Source organism: Microbacterium sp. JZ37 (assembly GCF_035188445.1).
Taxonomy (GTDB): domain Bacteria; phylum Actinomycetota; class Actinomycetes; order Actinomycetales; family Microbacteriaceae; genus Microbacterium; species Microbacterium barkeri.
Genome location: NZ_CP045253.1, coordinates 2,306,890 through 2,325,952, shown reverse-complemented (window position 1 = coordinate 2,325,952; position 19,063 = coordinate 2,306,890). Strand labels below are relative to the sequence as shown.

Below are 19,063 nucleotides of genomic sequence, written 5' to 3'. Positions count from 1 at the left end.
GCGGCGCACAACGCATTGATGTCTCACGCGTCGCGGGAAAGGCCGGGGTATTGCCGCCGCGCGTGAGACATGCGAAGAGGAAGAAGAGGAACAGCGCATGACAGAGGCAGAGGGCATCCGCCTGCAGAAGGTGCTCGCGAACGCCGGTGTGGCATCCCGCCGTGTCTCGGAGCAGCTCATCGTCGAAGGGCGCGTGCGCGTCAACGGCACCGTCGTCACCGAGCTCGGCACGCGCATCGACCCCGAGAAGGACCTCGTCGACGTCGACGGGACGGCCGTGCAGCTCGACACGACGAAGCGGTACGTCATGCTCAACAAGCCCACGGGCGTCGTGAGCACCATGAAGGACGACCGCGGCCGCCCCGACCTGCGTCGCTTCACGCGTGAGTGGGAGGAGCGCCTCTACAACGTCGGCCGGCTCGACGCCGACACGAGCGGCCTGCTCGTCCTGACCAACGACGGCGAGCTCGCCCACGTGCTCGCCCACCCGAGCTTCGGCGTCACGAAGGTCTACATCGCGAAGGTCGAGGGGCGGGTGACGCCGCAGACGATCGCGAAGCTCACGCGCGGCATCGAGCTCGAGGATGGCCCGATCGCCGCCGACAAGGCCCGCCTGCTCGACACCTCGGGCGACTCGAGCCTCGTCGAGCTCACCCTGCACTCGGGGCGCAACCGGATCGTGCGCCGCATGATGGCGGCGGTCGGCCATCCGGTTCTCGAGCTCGTGCGCCGCCAGTTCGGGCCCCTGCACCTGGGAACCCTCCCAGTGGGCCAGACCCGCGAGCTGACTAAAGTGGAGCGTGGCGCGCTGCTGACCCTGTCGCGCCGTGAGACGGATGCTCCGCCCGCCGATGGCGTCGAGACTCCGGCAGCGGAGGAGCAGGAGACCTCGTGAGCGAGAGCGGCATGCCGAGCGGCGTCGTGTCCGACGCCGCTCCGACGACCGTGAGCGGACGTGCCGCGCGCGTCACGGGCACCGTCCGCGTCGTCGGATCCGGCCTCCTCGGCGCGAGCATCGGGCACGCGCTCACGCAGCACGGCGTCGACGTCGCGCTCGCCGACACCTCGCCGTCGCAGCTGCGGCTCGCGGTGGACTACGGAGCGGGTCGCCCCGCTGCGGATGGCGACGACCCCGCGATCGTCGTCGTGTGCGTTCCGCCGGACGTCGTCGCCGACGTCGTCGCGTCGGAGCTCGTGCGCTTCCCGCGCGCGGTCGTCACGGATGTCGCATCGGTCAAGCTCGAGCCGCTGCGGTCCCTGCGCGCCCGCGGCGTCGACCTCACGCACTACATCGGCTCGCATCCCATGGCCGGTCGCGAGCGCGGCGGGGCGATCTCCGCGCGCGCCGACATCTTCACCGGGCGCCCGTGGGTGATCTGCCGCGACGGCGAGACGCCCGCGGCCGACCTCGCGCGCATCGAGGCCCTCGCGCTCGACCTCGGCGCCGTGCCGGTCGAGATGACGCCCGAGGAGCACGACCGGTCGGTTGCACTCGTGTCGCACGTGCCCCAGGTCGTCGCGTCCCTGCTCGCGGCGCGCTTCGCGGACGCCCCCGACCTCTCTCTGAGCCTCGCCGGGCAGGGGGTGCGCGACACCACGCGCATCGCGCACTCGGCGCCCGAGCTGTGGGTGCAGATCCTCAGCGCGAACGCCGAGCCCGTCGTCGAGGCGCTCGACGCGCTCGCCGCGGATCTCGCGGCGGCCGCGGAGGCCCTCCGCGCCCCTGACGCCCCGGGCGCCCGTCGCGCGATCGCCGAGACCATCCGCCGCGGAAATGTCGGCGTGGAGCGCCTGCCGGGCAAGCACGGCCAGCGCCGACGCTTCGAGTCGCTCGTCGTCATGGTCGACGACGTGGCGGGCCAGCTCGGCCGGCTGTTCGGCGACCTCGGCGAACTCGGCGTGAACGTCGAGGACTTCCGACTCGAGCACTCTCCGGGGGCCCCGCTCGGCCTCGCGGAGATCGCGGTCGACCCGGCCATCCTGAGCGCCGCCGTGGAGGGCCTCGAGTCCCGCGGCTGGCGGATTGCGAGCACCAGTGACTGAACCCTTCTTCATCGGCATCGACGGCCCCGCGGGCGCGGGCAAGTCGAGCGTCTCCAAGGAGAGCGCCCGGCGTCTCGGCTACGGCTACCTCGACACCGGGTCGGTGTACCGCGCCCTCGCATGGCACGTGCTCGCCGCCGGCGCCTCGACCGACGACGCCGACGCGGTCCTCGCGGCGTTCGAGACCTTCGAGCCCGTGGTCTCCCTCGATCCCGATGTGCGGACCATCCGCGTGGGCGAGACCGACGTGACCCAGGCCATCCGCACGCCCGAGACCTCCGCCGCCGTGAGCGGCGTCGCGCGCGTGCTGCCGGTGCGGGAGAAGGTCAACGAGCTCTTCCGCGCGCTCGTGGCGGAGTCGGGGCTCCCGGGCGTCGTCGTCGAGGGGCGCGATATCACGACCGTCGTCGCGCCTGACGCGCCCGTGCGCATCCTGCTCACGGCCCACCCCGACGTGCGCGCGGCACGGAGGTCGGCCGAGCTCGGCGACCCCGACACCGCTGCCGTGGCGGAGGCGATGCGCAAGCGCGACGCGTCAGACAGCAAGGTCGTCGACTTCCTCCACGCCGCGCCCGGGGTGGACGTCGTCGACACGACCGACTTGGATTTCGACCAGAGCGTCGCCGCCGTGCTCGCGGTGATCGACGAGAAGACGGGAGGCCGGGATGGCCGCTGAGAACGAGTACGAGGGCGAGCCGGACCGGCTCGCCGAGAAGCTCGCGGAGCTCGACGAGGAGCTCGTCGAGCGCCGCGCGGAGACCCTGCGCGCGAGCCTCGAGGACTACGAGCTCGACGACGAGGATGCGGCGCTGCTCGCCGGCCTGCACGACGAGGGCGACGGGATCGAGTACCTTCCGGCCCTGCCGGTCATCGCGATCGTCGGCCGCCCGAACGTCGGCAAGTCGGCGCTCGTCAACCGGATCCTCGGCCGCCGCGAGGCCGTCGTCGAGGACACGCCGGGCGTCACGCGCGACCGCGTGACCTACAAGGCCGAGTGGCTCGGCCGTCGGTTCTCGCTCGTCGACACGGGCGGATGGGAGCCCGACGCGAAGGGCATCGACCGGTCGGTCGCCCTGCAGTCGGAGGTCGCGATCGAGCTGGCCGACGTCATCCTCTTCGTCGTGGACGCGACGGTGGGCGCGACCTCGACCGACGAGCACGTCGTCCGCCTGCTGCGCAAGACGTCGAAGCCCGTCTTCCTCGTCGCGAACAAGGTCGACGACGCGCGTCACGAGCCCGAGGCCGCCGCCCTGTGGAACCTGGGCCTCGGCGAGCCGCACCCGGTCTCGGCCATCCACGGCCGCGGCGTCGCGGACCTGCTCGACGCCGTGCTCGCGAAGACGCCCGACGTGTCGGCCGTCGCCAAGCACGAGATCGGCGGGCCGCGTCGTGTGGCCATCCTCGGCCGCCCCAACGTCGGCAAGTCGTCGCTGCTCAACAAGGCGGCCGGCGAGGAGCGCGTGGTCGTCAACGACCTGGCGGGCACGACGCGCGACCCCGTGGACGAGGTCGTGGAACTCGGCGGCAAGCTGTGGCGTCTTGTCGACACCGCGGGCATCCGCCGCCGGGTGCACATGCAGCAGGGCGCGGACTTCTACGCCTCGCTGCGCACCTCGGCCGCGCTCGAGAAGGCAGAGGTCGCGGTCGTCGTGCTCGACGTGACCCAGCCGATCAGCGAGCAGGACGTGCGCATCATCGACCTCGTGCTCGAGTCGGGGCGCGCGCTCGTGCTCGCGTTCAACAAGTGGGACCTGCTCGACAGCCCCGAGATGATCAACCAGGATCGCCGCCGCTACCTCGAGCGCGAGATCGAGCAGGATCTCGCGCACGTCGCGTGGGCGCCGCGCGTGAACATCTCTGCGAAGACCGGCCGTCGTCTGGACAAGCTCGTGCCCGCCCTCGAGCAGGCGCTCGAGTCGTGGGACCAGCGCATCCCGACCGGCAAGTTCAACGCGTTCATCACGGAGCTCGTCGCGGAGCACCCGCACCCGCTCCGAGGCGGCAAGCAGCCGCGCATCCTGTTCGGCACGCAGGCGGGCACACGTCCGCCGACCTTCGTGCTCTTCACGACCGGCTTCCTCGACCCGGGCTACCGTCGCTTCGTGCAGCGACGCCTGCGCGAGCTGTACGGCTTCGAGGGCACGCCGATCGTCATCAACATGCGCGTGCGCGAGAAGCGCCAGCGCAGATAGGCGCCGACCGTCGCAAGGGCGCCCCTCTTCGGAGGGGCGCCCTTCGTGCGTCTGCGGGGCGGGGGGCCGGGGCGAGGTGGGTCGCGGCGCCGGATGGTCGCGGCGCCGGCAGCGTGCGTGTCCGGATTCGGATCGGTGGGGCTGGTGTGCGCGTGTCGTGCTCAGGGGGTGACTTATGCACCGCCGGTCCGATTTCAGGAACGGCGGATGGCTGCGGCTCCGGCCGTGCGCGTGTCCGGATTCGGATCGGTGGGGCTGGTGTGCGCGTGTCGTGCTCACGGGGTGACTTATGCACCGCCGGTCCGATTTCAGGAACGGCGGATGGCCGCGGCGCCGGTAGCGTGCGTGTCCGGATTCGGATCGGTGGGGCTGGTGTGCGCGTGTCGTGCTCAGGGGGTGACTTGCACACCAGTGCTCCGAATCCAGGGACGGCTGACCAAGACGCCGGATGGTGACGGCGGATGGCGGCGCCCGCGCGTGATCCGGCTCGCGCGGGCATATGCGAGGCTGGAAGGGTGACGATCGAACCTCCCGCGCCCGGTGAGCCGCGACGGCCTGACGGCCCGCGCGACCCGGGTGACGCGTGGGTGGTCGCGGAGGACGGCACGCGCTACTGGGGCCGCTTCGGCGCTGCCGGGCTCCTCGCCGTCGATCCCGCGCGCGGCGTGCTCCTGCAGCACCGCGTCGGGTGGAGCCACTTCGGCGGAACCTGGGCTCTGCCGGGCGGCGCGCTGCACCAGGGCGAGAGCCCGCTGCGAGGCGCGGTCCGCGAGGCTCAGGAGGAGGCGGGCGTGCCGGACGGTGCGATCGTCCCGCGCTTCACGCACGTGTTCGATGCCCGCATCTGGCGGTACACGACCGTCGTGGCCGATGTCGCCGATCCGTTCGAGCCCGTGATCAGCGACCCTGAGAGCCTCGAGCTCGCGTGGGTGCCGCCCGCGATCGTCGATGCGCTGCCGCTTCATCCGGGGTTCGCTGCCGCGTGGCCCGATCTGCGTGCTCGTCTGGACATCCGTCCGGCTGTGCTCGTCGACGCGGCGAACGTCGTCGGCGCGGTGCCCGACGGATGGTGGCGCGACCGCCAGGGCGCCGCCACACGGCTGCGCGACCGCATCGCCCGCCTGGCCGAGCGCGGTATCGAGGCACCGACGCTGGGGCTCGAGGGCATGCGGTGGTTTCCGCTGTTCGCGATGGTGGTCGAAGGCGCTGCGCGCGGCGTCGAGGAAGCGGATGGCGTGCGCGTGTTCTCCGCGGATGGCTCGGGTGATGACGAGATCGTCCGTCGTGCCCAGGCGATGGTCGCGTCGGGGCTGCGGCTCACTGTGGTCACGAGCGATCGGGAGCTGCGTCGGCGGCTGGACGAGGTCGGCGCGGCGGTCGAGGGGACGCGCTGGCTCCTCGAGCAGCTGGACTGATCTCGGTGCTCAGCTGCGCCCGAGCAGCTTGTCGATCTCTCGTCGCTCGCGCTTCGTCGGTCGGCCTGCGCCACGGTCACGTGTGACGATCGGCGCGACGAACTCACGAGGCGGTGGCGGGGGAGTGCGGTCCTCATACGCCTCTGCTGCGAGTGGCGCCGACACGCGCTTCTGGAGCATCCCGCGGACGCCGAGAATCCGGTCGAAGCCGTTAATGCGCACGCGCACCTCGTCGCCGACCTTCACGGCGTAGGCCGCCTTCACGTGGTCGCCGTTGACCCGCACGTGTCCGCCGCGGATCGCCGTGGTCGCCGCGGACCGGGTCTTGTAGACGCGCACCGCCCACAGCCAGACGTCGATTCGAACGGACTCGCTCATGATCCGTCCATCGTACGGCGCGCTCGCCGCAGGGCGGTCAGAGGCGCAGAGCGACCACGGCTCGCGACGGGGTCGGGTGCGCGATGACCTCGAACCCCGCATTCGCGAACGTTGAGAGGGCGCCGACGTAGAGGTCGTTGGACCGCGTCTCGCGCCCGGAGTCCGTGTCGATGGGGTACGCCTCGAGCACGCGCGCCCCGTTGCTTCGTGCATAGTCCACGGCCGCGTCGAGCAGCGCGCGCGTGATGCCCTGGCCGCGGTGCTCGCGGCGGATGGAGAAGCACGTGATGGCCCAGACTCCGTCGTCCTCCAGAGGTTCCTGTGTTCCCGACTTCACGATGCGCGACCGCAGAACGCGCCGCTGCGCCGGTCGCGGGCCCACGCGCACCCAGCCGGCGGCCCGGCCATCGGCGTAGGCGACGAGCCCCGGGGGCGGACCGGCGTCGATCTCGTCGCGCAGCATGCGCTCGCGCTCGTCAACGGACGTGGTCTGCCACTCCTTGTTCGGAAGCACGGGCCACATGCACTGGCAGCTGCGGCCGTCGCCGCCGCCCGTGAGGGCGCTCTGCACGTCGTGCCACTGCGCTGTGGTGGCCGGCGCCGTCGTGATCTCAGCCATGCCCCGACGCTACCCCCGACCGCCGACACACGCGGCGGTCGTGTGGGTTCGCGGCACCTCGTTCGACCCGGTAGACTGTTCGAGTTGTCCGCGTCCGCGCGGGCTACGGGATGTGGCGCAGCTTGGTAGCGCACCTGACTGGGGGTCAGGGGGTCGCAGGTTCAAATCCTGTCATCCCGACAGAGAGCCCTGATGAGAAGTGATTTTTATCAGGGCCCACTGTTTCGTTTCTGGTTCCTCGACCGTTCTTGCACCCCGCGCATGCCCCAGGGACAGGCAAGATGTCCTGTAGCAGGGCTATCGCGACGAACAGCAGCGGGCTCAATTGGCCAGAGCCCTCGCTCAGCACCCCGAGATCGTCGTCCTGGACGAGCCGACCAACCATCTCGACATCCGCTACCGGCTGGAGCTCCTCGAGCTGCTCCGCAGTGAGGTCCTCACAGTCGTGACCGCGTTGCATGACCTCTACCTCCCCGCCCGCTTCTGCGACACAGTCATCGTGTTGCAGCACGGGAGGATAACGGCAGCAGGAGCACCAGAGGATGTCATCACGGCACCACTGATCGAAGACGCCTACGGCGTCACCGCGGTCGCGGAGATGACGCCGCATACCCGAGCCGTCTCGGCGACCTACCTTCGAGTAAGTGATCACGTACCGGATGCCGCTCGGTCTCAGGTGAGCGCCACGGCACGGGTGCCGTCAACTGGGTAGAGAGGCACAGCCCCTCGAGGCCGCCGTCTTCCGTTACGAGCGGAGGGCCGACAGCAGTGCGAATGCTGCTGCCGCGCGACGCACGGTGGCGTTGGCGGCTGCATCGGATGACGGCATCATTGTCCCGAGCCTCCTTCGCTGGTGTAATCGGACTACTGAACGTGCTGTGTCAGTGAGGACTTGTTGACGGTGTAGATCGCCTTGAACGTCGCCGCGAAGCTCACGGGGCCGCCCTTGATGATGGCGTGGAACGTGCCCTTGCTCAGGACGTTGAATGATCCTTCGAACCACGAGTAGTTCGGGGACCACTGGAAGACGCAGACGCCCTCCTGGTAGGAGCTGCCACGCAGGCTCTTCGACGTCACCTTGTAGTTGCTCACGGTGGCGGAGAAGTCCTGCTTGATCCAGCAGGCACCGCCCGCGGGGACACCGGCGAAGACACTGGAGGTGTAGTTCGCGAACGGAGTCACGCGGTTCGGCTCCTGTGTCGGAGCGTCGCTCTTGAACGCCTCCATGATGTCGGCGGCGTACGCGTCCGCGTCTCCGTCGTAGAGGGCGACGACGTCCGGACCAGCGTCGATGCTGATGTCCCCGAACGAAGCCTCGAGGCCGTTGGTGTCCACGGCTGCGTCAAGCTGAGTCTTCAGCGCCTGCTCAGCCTCGGTGTTGAACTGAGACACCGCACCTTCAGTGTCCGCAGCCTGGGCGGGTGCTGCTCCCGCCAGGACGCCGACAGCTACGACGCATGCCAGCATGACGTTGGCGATCTTTGCACTCTTCATGATTTCCCTTCTCAGTGGTTTTTCGTGCCAGCCCGAACCACGACAGTGGCCGCGAGCTTGTCAGCGAAGCTCTGCGCCCGGCTGTCCCAGAGCGGCCAGAGGAATCCGACCCCGAGACTCAGCATGTCGAGGAGATGGCCGGCCGCTCGGGCCGCCTGTCGTCCCCGCCCAGCCACACGATCATCGAGAGTCAGGACGCGCAATCCACAGAGTCGTTGGGACGGTGTCTGGCCGTCCTTCGACAAGGCGGAGCCGATCACGACGATTGCGGCGAAAGCGAGGGTCGCGACCAGCGCCCCTCCCCATCCGCCCGGCCAGGACCGGCGGAAGAAGACGGTACCGAGGAGCTGGGAGAGAAGCGACCAGGGGATCAGCGTCCCCACAAGGAAGTCGCCCGCTCTTCTCCACCAGAGCACCTTCATTGTGTTCTCCCGGTCCTTGACGGAGCCTCTTGCTGAGTGGACCATCTCCGCGTCTTTCGTCCCATTCACTGTGAAACCATCCTTCGTGCGCGGAAACCATGTCTGCGGACTCTGGCCTTGTGCGTGCATCACCGGGGGGACGATCCCTCTGGTTCGCTAGCACTGTGCCTTCACCGCAGTTTGAGGCGAGTCGCGGCGGTTCAGCAAAGCTGGCGGGGCTTCCTAGCCCTGGGGCTATGAATTCCAGAAGGGTGGTGCATTCTCAAGGGACTATGCGAGTTTTGCCCCCCCCCGGGAGCGAGGTCAGGCGAGGGAAATGGGACTCAGAAGAAGGGGTCCAGAACGGGGCGAGGACTGCTCGCGCGCTGCACGTACGCGTCAGAGGTTGATGATGCCGAGCTCGGTGGCACGGAGAACGATCTGCAGGCGGTTCTCGACACCCCACAGCTGGTTGATGTGCCTGATGTCGGCCTTCACCGTGCTCTCGGCGTAGTGGAGCTCGTCGGCGATCTCAGAGTTGGACATGCCCCTCGCGATCAGCTCGATGATCTGCCGCTCTCGGTCACTGAGCGCGGGACCATCGGTGAAGCGTCCGTCGCCGGACGCGATCGCGGCGCGCACGAATCGCTCTTGCACTTCGGGTGAGACGACGCGGTCGCCGGCGTGGGCGGCGACAATGGCGTCGATGATCTGCCCAGGGGTGGAGTTCTTCACCAGGTATCCGCAAGCACCGGCATGAAGCACCTCGAGGGCGCGCCACTCGGTGGTGAACGTCGTCAGCGCGACCACGCGACAGCGCGGGTTCCACTCCAGGACACGACGGGTGGCTTCGACGCCGCTGACCTCGGGCATCTTGATGTCCATCAGCACCACGTCCGGCTGAGCCTGCTTGCATGCCTTGACGACCTCCGAGCCGTCTTGGGCTTCTCCCACGAGGGTGACTCGTGCATCGTCAGCGATGAAGGCCCGAAGGGCGTGGCGCACCAGGGCTTCATCGTCCACGACGAGAACGCGCACGACTTCACTCACCTCTTCACGCTATCGCTCTTGCGAGGGCGAATCTGTAGCCCCAGGGCTATGGTTCTCCAGCCCTGGGGAGGTGCGACGTAGTGTGGAGGAACATCCATGTACCGGGACGCCGTCGCCCGCTCGGGCAGACGTCGTGTCTTGACCGTGAGGAGTCACCATGCACACCCCGACCATGTTCAGCCTCGCATCGTTGGTTCGCCTGGCCAGTGGGGCGAATGCCGACCTCGGCGACTGGCTGTGCAAGGTGCTGGGGATCTGTGCCTGAACCGCGCGATCGTCCTCGCGCCGGCGGCGAGCTGACGCTCTCCGACCCGGGACGGACGTCTCTGCGCCGAATGCTCGTTTCCAGACAGGTCTGGCAGCAGCGATCCCTGCATCCGATCGCCCGCATCCTGCTCATCGTCGTCGTTAGCGTCCTGGTGTGTATCGCTCTGGGCTTCATCGTCGCCACCGGGCGCTTCGCCCGAGCAGATTTGCTTGCGCTGATGCTCTATGCCGCCATCGCAGCCTTCGCATGGCACCCCCTGACTGCGGCGTTCATGGTCATGGTGATCTGCGGCCTCGGCGCGGTGCTGGCCGGCAGCGCCGGCGACCTTCTCGAGCTGGCAATCGCGCTGGGACTGGTGGCAGCGACGTGCGCACCCTGGGTGATCGTGATCCACGTCGTGGTGCTCGGCGTGATCACCGCGGACATCGCTCTGAACGGCTCGTCCCTCACCGACGGCGGGGTCTTCGGGATCGCGGGTATCGCAGTGATCTCGTTCCTAGCGGGTCTCACCTTTCGGCTCGTCTCAGCACGGGAGGCGATCTTCGCCTCCGAACGTGCCCGCGTTGTGAGAGATCTCGAGACGCTGGCGCGGGAGGAGCAGGAGCGGATCGCCGATGAGCTGCACGACGGGATCGCGCACGATCTCACGCTCGTGCTGTTCCACGCCCGCGCACTGCCGCGCCAGCCAGACGAGGCAGCACGGCAGGTGTCCCTCTCGACGATCGAAGACTCCGCCGAGAAGGCGCTTGAGAGAATCCAGTCCCTGCTGTCTCTGATCCGCGACACCAGTGCTGGCGGCGCGGGTTCATGCCCGACACGGTATGAGGGCGACATCGTCGACGTCGTGACATCCCTCGGAGCCTTGTTGAAAGATGCCCACATCCCCACGTGTGTCTCCACGCCTCGCACTCCGCTCGGTGCGACGCCGGCTGCGGATCGGGCGCTCACGGAGACCGCGATAGAGGCCGTCACCAACATCCTCAAGCACGCCCCGAACTCACGCTCCGCGAGCGTGGAGATCCTTCGTCAGCCCGAAACCGTCGAGCTCGTCGTGAAGAACGTCTCGACGCCGTTGGCGAGCGGAGCGGTCGGCGGCAGCGGGGGAGGCCGTGGCCTCGTGCGCGCCCGCCAGCGCCTCATCCACCACGGAGGGCAGCTGCAATCAGAAGCCACCGCGGATGGGTGGGTCCTCCGTGCCACCGTTCCTGCCTCTGGTGCGGAGTTGGAGCGAAGAGTCGCGACGGAGAGCCGCGCAGCACACTAACTCGGGGTGCTGGCTTCCTCGGAGAACTCGATCGCACCGAGAAAGTTGTTGCTAGGGTCATAGAACTTCACGAACCGGGCGAAACCGAGATCCTCGATGCTGGCGATTCGTGCCTGCTTCTGCTCCTATTACCGCACTGCGGAAGTGGACGCGCGTGCCGTTCATCGAATCGCCGACGACCCGATCCGCACGCCGGTGCTCGCGCTCGGCGGGGAGTTCGGCATGGGCAGCGCCGTCGAGGAGGGGATGAGGGGCCTCGCGACCGACGTCACCGGCCGTGTCCTCCCGGGAGCGGGCCACTATCCGGCCGAGCAGAATCCCGCCGCCGTCATCGACGCGGTCATCCCGTTCCTGAGCGCCCACGCGGACTGATCTGCGGGGCACGCGCGCTGCGCCGCTCACACCAGCAGCAGGCGCCTCCAGCTATCCGCGAGCCAGGCGCGGAAGCGCTCGGGGGGCCATCCGCGTGCCCCCACCAGCAGATTCCAGTACTCGGGGGCGTTCATGCTCCAGACGACATCCGCTACCGCCTCGTCGTCGAGGTCGTCCCGCAGCTCGCCCGTTGCGCGCAGGTCGGCGGCGAAGTCCCGCATGTTCAGCGCGCGGCGCTCCGAGATCTCGTCCCACAGCCGCCGACACGAGTCGTCGGTGCGAGCGGCGTCGCTGAGCGCGGCGAAGACGGGTGCGAGTCGCTGCTGGATGGCGGTGACGGCTCCGGCGTAGAGGTCGAGCTTCTCGCCCGCCGTCGCCGCGGCCCTGATCCGCAGGACGTAGTCGCGCTCATGAGCCGGCACCGTCTCCGCCGTGCCGGACAGGGCGGACTCCACGACGGCGCGGATCACGTCGGGCTTCCGTCCTACCGCCCGATACATCGTGTCGACGTTCACGCCGGCGCGCGCGGCGATCTTGTGCACCGTCGTCCGGTCGAATCCCTCGGTCACGAGGAGATGGCGTGCCGCGTCGATCACCGCCGCGCGGGTGCGGCCGGCGCGCTCGGCCCGGACGGGGGAGCGGTATGCGCGCGGCGTCACGTCGTGCTCATCTCGCGATCTCCGCGGCGACGTGCGCGGCGTCCCGAGCGGCTCCGCCGATGAGCGTCGACGTGAGCCCGAACTGGAAGGGCAGCCCGAGGAACGCGAGGCCGGGGATGATCGTCGAGATGCCCCGACGATGCTCCGGCAGCCCGAGCTCGTCGAGGGGCAGGCCCTCGATCCAGTCCAGTGCTGGGCGGTACCCGGTCGCCCAGAGCACCGTGTCCACCGCGACGACGCGTCCGTCGGCGAGCGCCGGCTGACCGTCCACCGCGGCGACGAACCGGGGCGCTCGAGTGGCGCCGGCCTCATCAAGCGCCCGCGCGCTGAGGCCGATGAGCGGCGCGCCCGCCCGGAGCGCACGCGGCGCCGCCTTGCGCCCGATCGGCGTCGCACGCGTCAGGACGTGGTGAAGGAACGCGAACCAGAGCGCGCCCGCGACCTTGAGCAGAGGCTTCGGGATGGCGGGGGTCGGGCGCCCGGCGACCGTCACCTCACGCCCGCTGCGCGCGAGCTCGATGCCGAGCTGCACGCCCGACGCTCCGCACCCCACGACAAGCACGCGCTCGCCGGGCAGATCCTCCGGGCGGCGGTAGTCACCGGAATGCACCCGCACGATCCCGGCGTCGAGGCCGGCCGCCTCGGCGGGAACCCGAGGCTCGGCATGACCGCCGGTCGCGATCACGACGCGCCGCGCGCCGATCTCGGCCGCGCCGCGAGCGGTCTCGAGGCCCACGATGAATCCGCCGGCCGGCGCGGCGACGACGCGCGTCGCGCGCACGCCCATCCGCAGGGGAGAGCGGATGGCCTCGGCATAGTCGTCGAGGTAGTCGGCGAACTCGCGTCCGCGAGGGCAGTACGATGCCGAGTCGGCCGGGAACGGGCGGTCGGGAAGGGCATCGAATCGCGCGGGAGTGAACAGCCGCAGGGAGTCCCAGCGGTCGCGCCACACGTCGCCGGGTGCCTCGCGGGCATCGACGACCTCGTGAGCCACATGTCGTCGCATCAACTCGCGACTGAGGGCGAGGCCGCACTGCCCCGCGCCGATGATGAGGACGTCGGTGTCCATGGCGCGCTCCCTATTCGTACGAACATGCTTCGTATGAATTCGACGCTACGCCGCGAGAGGTCCGGCGTCAACGGGGCTCTCCTCACCGCGATCGGCGCCCGGCCCGGATAGGGTGACGACGTGCCAGCCCCCGTCTCGCCGACTCCCGCTGCGGCGCCGGTTCCGCGCCCCGGCGCCGTGTACTTCATCGGCCGCGTCATCCTTCGTCCTCTGTTCTGGCTGCTCTACCGCCCACGCGTCGTCGGCCGGGAGAATGTGCCCGCGAGCGGCCCCGTTCTCCTCGCGAGCAACCACCTCGCGTCGCTCGACACGGTCATCATCCCGACCTCCGCGACGCGGCCCGTGCAGTTCCTCATCAAGTCGGCATACTTCACCGGCCCCGGTGCTCTCGGCCGCGCCAAGCGCTGGTTCTTCACCTCGATCGGCGGGGTTCCCGTCCAGCGCGCCACCGGACGCGACGCCCGTGCCGCGCTCGACGCGGGAAGCAGCATCCTCCGGGCAGGCAGCGTCTTCGCCGTCTTCCCCGAGGGCAGCCGCTCGCGTGACGGCAAGCTGCACGACGGCCACGGCGGCGCGGCATGGATGGCCCGCGACACCGGCGCCGCCGTCGTGCCCGTCGGCCTCATCGGAACCGGGACCGTCGCGCCGTTCAGCCATCTCCTCCCCGGGCGGCCGCGACTCGAGGTGCGCTTCGGCGAGCCGCTTGACCTCACCGACCTCGAAGGCATGCCTGACGGCAAGGCGCGCCGTGAGATCACCGAGCGCATGATGGCTGCCATCGCCGCACTCAGCGGACAGGAGCGCTCGGGAAGCGTCAACGCGTCGTCGCGGGACTGACGCGCGGCGCGAGGCGGCGCGCGCAGCGACCTCGTGGCCGCAGCGCGGCTCAGCTCACGAGCTCCCGCAGCGAAGAGATCGTGTAGTCGTACGTGTCCGACGCCGCGGGCGCGTCGGCATGCGGTCGTGGGTAGTGCGCGGTCTGGAACCCGAACCCCTTCGCAGCGTCGAGATCCCACGGATGCGCGGCCACGAAGACGCACTCCTCGGGGATGAGCCCGAGGGCGTCGATCGCGAAGCGATACGCCTCGGGCTGTGGCTTGAAAGCCCGGACGAGGTCGGCCGAGAGCAGAGCGTGCCACCGCAGCCCTGCCGCTGCCGAGAACGCGGATGCCGCCGGGAGCGTGCTGTTCGTCAGCCCGACGACGCGTGCGGACTCCGCGAGCGCGGTGAGCTCGTCGGCGGCACCCGGGAAAGCGGCCAGAGAGCATCCGACCCGCCTCAGCGCCTTGAGCTGTGCGCGCCCCGGCCGATCCTGCCGCTCCTGCAGCACGCCGCTCAGGGCCTCCGAGCGCAGCGACTCGTAGTCGGCCCAGTCGCGCTCGCCGCGAACGACGGCGTCGACCTCGGACTCGAGCCCCGCCTGCCATTCGCGTGCGAAGGCGAGCGACTCGGCGTCGGAGAGGCGGAGCACCTCCGCGACGACCCTCTGCACCGTGCCCACTTCGTCGGTCAGCGTCCCGACGATGTCGAACACGAAGGTTCGCGGCCGGGCGGATGGGCCGTCAGGGATCCTCTGCGCACGCTCCACACCGCCACGCTAACGGCGCACGCGACAGCGCATCCGGCTCGCCGGGATTCGCGCAGGGTCTTCGGAGCTTCACGAGCCCGACGGGGGAACGAGCGCTCGGGGATGCGCGTCTGCGTCGATGACCTCGCCGTTCGCGGGGAGCGTGCCGTTGAAGGTGATGCCGACGGCACCGGCTCGCTCGATGTCGCGGCTGTCGAGCGCCTGCACATGGACGTGGGGCTCGGTGCTGTTTCCCGAGTTCCCGCATTCGCCGAGCACGTCACCGATCCGCAGCTCCTGCCGCGGGCGCACGGCGACACTGCCCTGACGCAGGTGGCACAGCGCGACGATGACGCCGCGCTTCTCGATCAGGACGTGGTTTCCGGCCAAGGCGATCCAGCCGGCCCTGGCGCGACGCCGCCGGGTCAGCGCGTAGCGGAGCGAGGGCAGCCCGCGATAGGCAGGGTGATCCGGCTCGCCGTCGTGCACGGTCAAGACGACACCATCGACAGGCGCCAGGATGGGGCGCCCGAATCCGGGGAACCTGTCGACGGGTTCCGGCTTCACGAGAGAGCCGAGGGTGATCGGGGCGGTGCGCCCGGTCTCGTCGACGGGAACGAAGTCGATGGCGTAGTCCGTCGCGAACAGCCGCGTCCCGTGGCTGGGAACCCGGTTCGCCGGACTGTTCCGCGCGAGCCAACGACCTGCGAAGGGATATCTCAGATCGATCGAAGTGCTCATGTCGCTGTCACCTCACGTCCGCGATGACCCCGGGGAACCGTGGCGCGAGCTCTCCGGCGAGGAAGCCCACGCCATCCGTGCCGCGTGCGAGCTCGCCGCCCGCGGTCGCGTGCACGTACGTGGCCCACACGGCGGCGCGAGCGGGGGAGACCCCGCGGGCGGCGAACCCCGCGACGGCGCCCGCGAGGACGTCGCCGCTTCCTGAGGTGCCCAGGCCCGCTCCGCCCGCAGGGATGGCCCAGGCGCTGCCATCTGCATCGGCCACGAGCGACTGCGTCGCGACCGCCGCTCCGTATCGGCGGGCCGCCTCGCGGGCCGCTCGCCGGATCTCGCGCGCATCCCCGGCATTCACCTCGTCCTCGTCGAGCAGCACGCCGAGCTCGGTCGGGCTCGGCGTGAGGATGAGGCGCCCGCGAACGGCGGAGGCGAGGTCGGGATCGGCCGCGAGCGCACCGAGAGCGAACGCGTCGACGACGAACACGACCGACTCCGGCGCCTCGGCCGCGAGCGACGCGAGCAGGCGCCCCGCGACCTCGATGTCGTCGAGTCCCGACCCGATGAGCACGGCCTGCACGCGGTCGAGCTCCGGAACGAGAACGGCGCCCGCCTCCGCACGGACGGAACCCTGGTCGGTCTCCGGCAGCGCGACGATGCCCGACTCGGGAACCGCTGCGCCCACGGACGGTGCGACGGAGCGCGCCACGGCGAGCGTGATCCGACCGGCGCCGACCCGGAGGGCGGCCGTTCCGGCCAGGATGGCGGCGCCTGGGCTGCGTAGCGCCCCGCCGACCACGAGCACGGTGCCGCGCGAGTACTTCGAGTCGCCCGGGTCGGGAAGCCCCCAGCCGCGCAGCAGCCGGGGCGTGACCCGCTCACTCCGCAGAGACACGCGATTCCTCCTCCGCGTCGTCGGGATGCCCGGGATCGATCTCGCCCCTGCTGGGCAGCGCGTCCCGGCGCCCAGTGTGCAGCGTCGCCTCGACGCCCGCCTCGATCAGATGGCCGACGTCGCCGACGCGTGCAGCGCGCCAGCGTCCGTCCGCCCGCTCGAGCACCGTCGCCGATGCGTTCGGCACGGGCTCCTCGATCGCCGCGGCGAGGACGCGGCGCTCATCCCACCCCTCGAGCACGTACCGGATCAGGTGGACGACCGCCTCGTGCACGAACACGACGCCGGTCGCGGCTGCCGCCCCGGCTGCGTCGGAGAGGAACGAGCGCAGTCGCAGTGCGACGTCCGCCCACGACTCGCCGCCCGGCGGACGATAGAAGAACTTGCCCAGATGGTCGCGTCGCTCGGCCTCCGACGGATACCGCGCGACGACGCCGTGCGAGGTCAGGTGATCGAGCACGCCCAGCTCGCGGTCGCGGAGGCGCTCGTCGGCGACCGCGAGCGTGCCGAGCTCGGCGAGGGCGCGCTCGGCCGTCTGCGCCGCGCGTCGATACGGAGACGTCCAGGCGATCGCATCCCCCGCGCCGAGCGCGCGCAGCGCCGAGCGGAGCGCGGCCACCTGCGCCTCGCCGGTCGGGGAGAGCGGTGTGTCCGCGTCGCGGTACGGAAGGTCGATGACCTCCTCGCCCGCACGCTCGGCGGCGCTCGCCGCCTCGTTGCCGACGCTCTCGCCGTGGCGGATGAGGATGAGCCGCTGGAGTGCCATCGTCCGAGGCTAGCGAGCGGCCCCCGCCGGTCGGCAACCCCTTGCGCGACTACGCGCTCCGGGTGTGATCCTCGACGTCGGGCTCGGCCCGCAGCACGTCGGCGATCTCCTCCTCGGGTCGCGGCGCGACGGTCTCGTCGTCCTCCAGCTCGGGCACGCTCGGCTCGCCCGGTGCCGGGACGTGATGCTCTTCCTGTCGAGACATGGCGGCTCCTTCGCTCGCGTCGTGCACAGCGTAACGCGGTCGTCCGCGACACTGGGGGCATGGCACTTCTCGACCATCTCGGAATCACCGTGGAAGACCTCGCGCGAGCCAAGGAGCAGTACCACCCCATCCTCGAGGCGCTCGGCTACACGTGCGGATTCGACGACGGCAGCTCCGTCTCCTGGCAGCGCGGCGACGACACGGAGTTCATCATCTATCCGCCCCGCGAGCCCGACAGCGGGCCCCACCGTCACGGGCGGGTCGGATGGCAGCACCTCGCGTTCGCGGTCGACTCGCGCGAGGAGGTGGACCGGATGCACGCGATCGCGCTCGCCGCAGGGTGGACGCCCGTGCGCGACCCCAAGGAGTACCCGCGCTACACCGACCGGTACTACGCGTCGTTCGTCGAGGATGACAGCGGCATCCGTCTCGAGTTCATGCACAATCCGCCGGCCGACGCGTCCTGACGAGGGCACGGCCGCCGGCGATCCGGTGGATCAGCGCCGCCGCTGCGCGCGGGCCGCGCACGCGACGCACGTGCGTGAAGCAGGCCGGGCGAGCAGCCGCTCGCGGGCGATCGGCTGACCGCAGCTCTCGCAGACGCCGTACGCTCCTTCGTCCATGCGCGTGAAGGCGAGGTCGACGTCGGCGAGGTGAGCGCGCGTCGAGACGAGCAGCGCGCTCGTCTGCGAGCGCTCGAGCGCGATCGTCGATCCCTCGGGGTCGTGCTCGTCGTCGGTCGCCGTGTGGTCGACGGCACCCACGATGTCGTCGAACGCGCCCGTGAGGGACGCGATCTGCGCGCGGGCGCGTCGGCTCTCGTCGACGAGCAGCTCGCGGAGCTCCGCGAGGTCGCCCGGCGTGAGCGCGGCCGCCTCCTCGGGACCTGCCATGCCCTCTCCTCCCGTCGTTCCCGCCAGCCTTCCACGCAGCACCGACATCGACCATCCGCGGCCGCATGCCGACATCGGCGAGAACGCGCAACCCCGTGACATGCCGGGGGCCGACGCGCTATACCGAAGTGACCCGCAACGAGAAGGAGCGTGTCATGACCCATCGGATCGGCTACCTCGTCGGCAGCCTCTCGCAGGATTCCATCAACCGCGTGCTCGCGAAGGCGCTCATCCGCCTCGCGCCCGACAGCCTCGAGCTCACCGAGATCCCCATCCGAGACCTCCCGCTGTACAACCGCGACGACGAGATGGACCCGGTGCCCGCGGTGACCGAGTTCAAGGCCGCCATCGAGGGGTCGGATGGGCTGCTGTTCGTGTCGCCCGAGTACAACCGCTCGATCCCCGCGCCGCTGAAGAACGCGATCGACTGGGGATCGCGGCCGTGGGGTCAGAACTCCTTCGCCCGCAAGCCCACCGGCATCATCGGCGCATCGGTCGGAGCGATCGGCACCGCCGTCATGCAGTCGTCGATGCGCAGCGTGCTGAGCTTCCTCGACGCACCGCAGCTGAACGCGCCCGAGGCCTACATCACGTTCAAGCCCGAGGTCTACGGCGACGACGGCGAGGTCGCCGACGAGGGCACGGAGAAGTTCCTCCGCCACTACATGGACGAGTACGCGGCGTTCGTCGATCGCGTGCTCTCGGTGACGCTGCCGGGCCACATGGGCGACTCCGACCCCGACACGATGCACTGACGCGCGCGAGACGAAGGAGGGAA

Annotated in this window: 24 protein-coding genes and 1 tRNA gene; 12 read left to right on the top strand and 13 right to left on the bottom strand. The window is 70.2% G+C overall.

What is annotated here, in order from left to right:
* Positions 1-97: 97 nt before the first annotated feature.
* The 5 genes from GC092_RS10755 (at position 98) to GC092_RS10735 (ending at position 5,650) form a co-directional block, all read left to right on the top strand.
* On the top strand, positions 98-895 hold the full coding sequence (locus GC092_RS10755) for a pseudouridine synthase (protein ID WP_324011884.1): 798 nt from the start codon (positions 98-100) through the stop codon (positions 893-895).
* An 11-nt stretch (positions 896-906) separates the two neighbouring features.
* Positions 907-2,043 carry a prephenate dehydrogenase gene (locus GC092_RS10750; protein WP_324014896.1) on the top strand — a complete coding sequence of 379 codons (1,137 nt, stop codon included), beginning with the start codon at positions 907-909 and terminating at the stop codon, positions 2,041-2,043.
* On the top strand, positions 2,036-2,719 hold the full coding sequence (gene cmk / locus GC092_RS10745) for a (d)CMP kinase (protein ID WP_324011882.1): 684 nt from the start codon (positions 2,036-2,038) through the stop codon (positions 2,717-2,719). The genes GC092_RS10750 and cmk overlap by 8 nt, the downstream gene beginning before the upstream one ends.
* The gene (gene der / locus GC092_RS10740; protein WP_324011881.1) at positions 2,709-4,235 is read left to right on the top strand and encodes a ribosome biogenesis GTPase Der; all 1,527 of its coding nucleotides are present in this window, start codon (positions 2,709-2,711) and stop codon (positions 4,233-4,235) included. Before cmk ends, der begins: the two co-directional genes overlap by 11 nt.
* Positions 4,236-4,750: 515 nt before the next feature.
* Entirely contained in the window at positions 4,751-5,650 is a 900-nt protein-coding gene (locus tag GC092_RS10735) for an NUDIX domain-containing protein (RefSeq protein WP_324011878.1), read from the top strand.
* Positions 5,651-5,659: 9 nt separating this feature from the next.
* On the opposite strand, the gene GC092_RS10730 is transcribed toward GC092_RS10735, so the two are convergent.
* Both GC092_RS10730 and GC092_RS10725 read right to left on the bottom strand, forming a co-directional pair.
* The gene (locus tag GC092_RS10730; RefSeq protein ID WP_324011877.1) at positions 5,660-6,028 is read right to left on the bottom strand and encodes an Hsp15 family ribosome-associated heat shock protein; all 369 of its coding nucleotides are present in this window, start codon (positions 6,026-6,028) and stop codon (positions 5,660-5,662) included.
* Positions 6,029-6,065: 37 nt separating this feature from the next.
* Positions 6,066-6,647: a GNAT family N-acetyltransferase gene (locus GC092_RS10725; protein ID WP_324011875.1), complete on the bottom strand. Its 582-nt coding sequence runs from the start codon at positions 6,645-6,647 to the stop codon at positions 6,066-6,068.
* A 106-nt stretch (positions 6,648-6,753) separates the two neighbouring features.
* On the opposite strand from GC092_RS10725, the gene GC092_RS10720 reads away from it, so the two are divergent.
* Positions 6,754-6,827: transfer RNA gene (locus tag GC092_RS10720), tRNA-Pro, on the top strand.
* A 145-nt stretch (positions 6,828-6,972) separates the two neighbouring features.
* The gene (locus GC092_RS10715; RefSeq protein WP_324011873.1) at positions 6,973-7,359 is read left to right on the top strand and encodes an ATP-binding cassette domain-containing protein; all 387 of its coding nucleotides are present in this window, start codon (positions 6,973-6,975) and stop codon (positions 7,357-7,359) included.
* Positions 7,360-7,511: 152 nt separating this feature from the next.
* Here GC092_RS10715 and GC092_RS10710 read toward each other — a convergent pair whose 3' ends face one another.
* The 3 genes from GC092_RS10710 to GC092_RS10700 all read right to left on the bottom strand — a co-directional run bounded on the left by GC092_RS10710 (position 7,512) and on the right by GC092_RS10700 (position 9,592).
* On the bottom strand, positions 7,512-8,141 hold the full coding sequence (locus GC092_RS10710) for a hypothetical protein (RefSeq protein WP_324011872.1): 630 nt from the start codon (positions 8,139-8,141) through the stop codon (positions 7,512-7,514).
* An 11-nt stretch (positions 8,142-8,152) separates the two neighbouring features.
* Complete coding sequence (locus tag GC092_RS10705) at positions 8,153-8,563, bottom strand: RDD family protein (protein WP_324011870.1); 411 nt, start codon at positions 8,561-8,563, stop codon at positions 8,153-8,155.
* A 378-nt stretch (positions 8,564-8,941) separates the two neighbouring features.
* Positions 8,942-9,592: a response regulator gene (locus GC092_RS10700; protein ID WP_324011869.1), complete on the bottom strand. Its 651-nt coding sequence runs from the start codon at positions 9,590-9,592 to the stop codon at positions 8,942-8,944.
* Between the two features lie 257 nt (positions 9,593-9,849).
* On the opposite strand from GC092_RS10700, the gene GC092_RS10695 reads away from it, so the two are divergent.
* Positions 9,850-11,124: a histidine kinase gene (locus GC092_RS10695; protein WP_324011868.1), complete on the top strand. Its 1,275-nt coding sequence runs from the start codon at positions 9,850-9,852 to the stop codon at positions 11,122-11,124.
* Between the two features lie 144 nt (positions 11,125-11,268).
* A complete protein-coding gene (locus tag GC092_RS10690) occupies positions 11,269-11,496 on the top strand; it encodes an alpha/beta fold hydrolase (RefSeq protein WP_324011867.1) in 228 nt (75 codons plus the stop codon).
* A 26-nt stretch (positions 11,497-11,522) separates the two neighbouring features.
* Here GC092_RS10690 and GC092_RS10685 read toward each other — a convergent pair whose 3' ends face one another.
* On the bottom strand, positions 11,523-12,155 hold the full coding sequence (locus tag GC092_RS10685) for a TetR/AcrR family transcriptional regulator (RefSeq protein ID WP_324011866.1): 633 nt from the start codon (positions 12,153-12,155) through the stop codon (positions 11,523-11,525).
* Positions 12,156-12,162: 7 nt separating this feature from the next.
* Positions 12,163-13,224 carry a flavin-containing monooxygenase gene (locus GC092_RS10680; protein WP_324011865.1) on the bottom strand — a complete coding sequence of 354 codons (1,062 nt, stop codon included), beginning with the start codon at positions 13,222-13,224 and terminating at the stop codon, positions 12,163-12,165.
* A gap of 120 nt (positions 13,225-13,344) precedes the next feature.
* Between GC092_RS10680 and GC092_RS10675 the strand changes: the two genes are divergently transcribed.
* On the top strand, positions 13,345-14,061 hold the full coding sequence (locus GC092_RS10675) for a lysophospholipid acyltransferase family protein (protein WP_324011864.1): 717 nt from the start codon (positions 13,345-13,347) through the stop codon (positions 14,059-14,061).
* A gap of 49 nt (positions 14,062-14,110) precedes the next feature.
* On the opposite strand, the gene GC092_RS10670 is transcribed toward GC092_RS10675, so the two are convergent.
* From GC092_RS10670 to GC092_RS10650, 5 genes are all read right to left on the bottom strand, one after another.
* Entirely contained in the window at positions 14,111-14,812 is a 702-nt protein-coding gene (locus tag GC092_RS10670; RefSeq protein ID WP_324011863.1) for a haloacid dehalogenase type II, read from the bottom strand.
* Positions 14,813-14,881: 69 nt separating this feature from the next.
* On the bottom strand, positions 14,882-15,532 hold the full coding sequence (locus tag GC092_RS10665; RefSeq protein ID WP_324011862.1) for a M23 family metallopeptidase: 651 nt from the start codon (positions 15,530-15,532) through the stop codon (positions 14,882-14,884).
* Positions 15,533-15,539: 7 nt separating this feature from the next.
* The gene (locus GC092_RS10660) at positions 15,540-16,421 is read right to left on the bottom strand and encodes an ADP-dependent NAD(P)H-hydrate dehydratase (RefSeq protein WP_324011861.1); all 882 of its coding nucleotides are present in this window, start codon (positions 16,419-16,421) and stop codon (positions 15,540-15,542) included.
* The gene (locus tag GC092_RS10655) at positions 16,405-17,187 is read right to left on the bottom strand and encodes a histidine phosphatase family protein (RefSeq protein ID WP_324011860.1); all 783 of its coding nucleotides are present in this window, start codon (positions 17,185-17,187) and stop codon (positions 16,405-16,407) included. Before GC092_RS10655 ends, GC092_RS10660 begins: the two co-directional genes overlap by 17 nt.
* Before the next feature lie 49 nt (positions 17,188-17,236).
* On the bottom strand, positions 17,237-17,392 hold the full coding sequence (locus GC092_RS10650) for a hypothetical protein (protein ID WP_271173353.1): 156 nt from the start codon (positions 17,390-17,392) through the stop codon (positions 17,237-17,239).
* A 59-nt stretch (positions 17,393-17,451) separates the two neighbouring features.
* On the opposite strand from GC092_RS10650, the gene GC092_RS10645 reads away from it, so the two are divergent.
* The gene (locus tag GC092_RS10645; protein WP_324011859.1) at positions 17,452-17,859 is read left to right on the top strand and encodes a VOC family protein; all 408 of its coding nucleotides are present in this window, start codon (positions 17,452-17,454) and stop codon (positions 17,857-17,859) included.
* A 30-nt stretch (positions 17,860-17,889) separates the two neighbouring features.
* On the opposite strand, the gene GC092_RS10640 is transcribed toward GC092_RS10645, so the two are convergent.
* Positions 17,890-18,285 carry a TraR/DksA family transcriptional regulator gene (locus GC092_RS10640; protein WP_324011858.1) on the bottom strand — a complete coding sequence of 132 codons (396 nt, stop codon included), beginning with the start codon at positions 18,283-18,285 and terminating at the stop codon, positions 17,890-17,892.
* A gap of 155 nt (positions 18,286-18,440) precedes the next feature.
* Here GC092_RS10640 and GC092_RS10635 point away from each other — a divergent pair, with 155 nt between their 5' ends.
* Positions 18,441-19,040 (top strand): NADPH-dependent FMN reductase, encoded by a 600-nt coding sequence (locus tag GC092_RS10635; RefSeq protein ID WP_324011856.1) that lies wholly within the window; start codon positions 18,441-18,443, stop codon positions 19,038-19,040.
* Positions 19,041-19,063 lie beyond the last annotated feature (23 nt).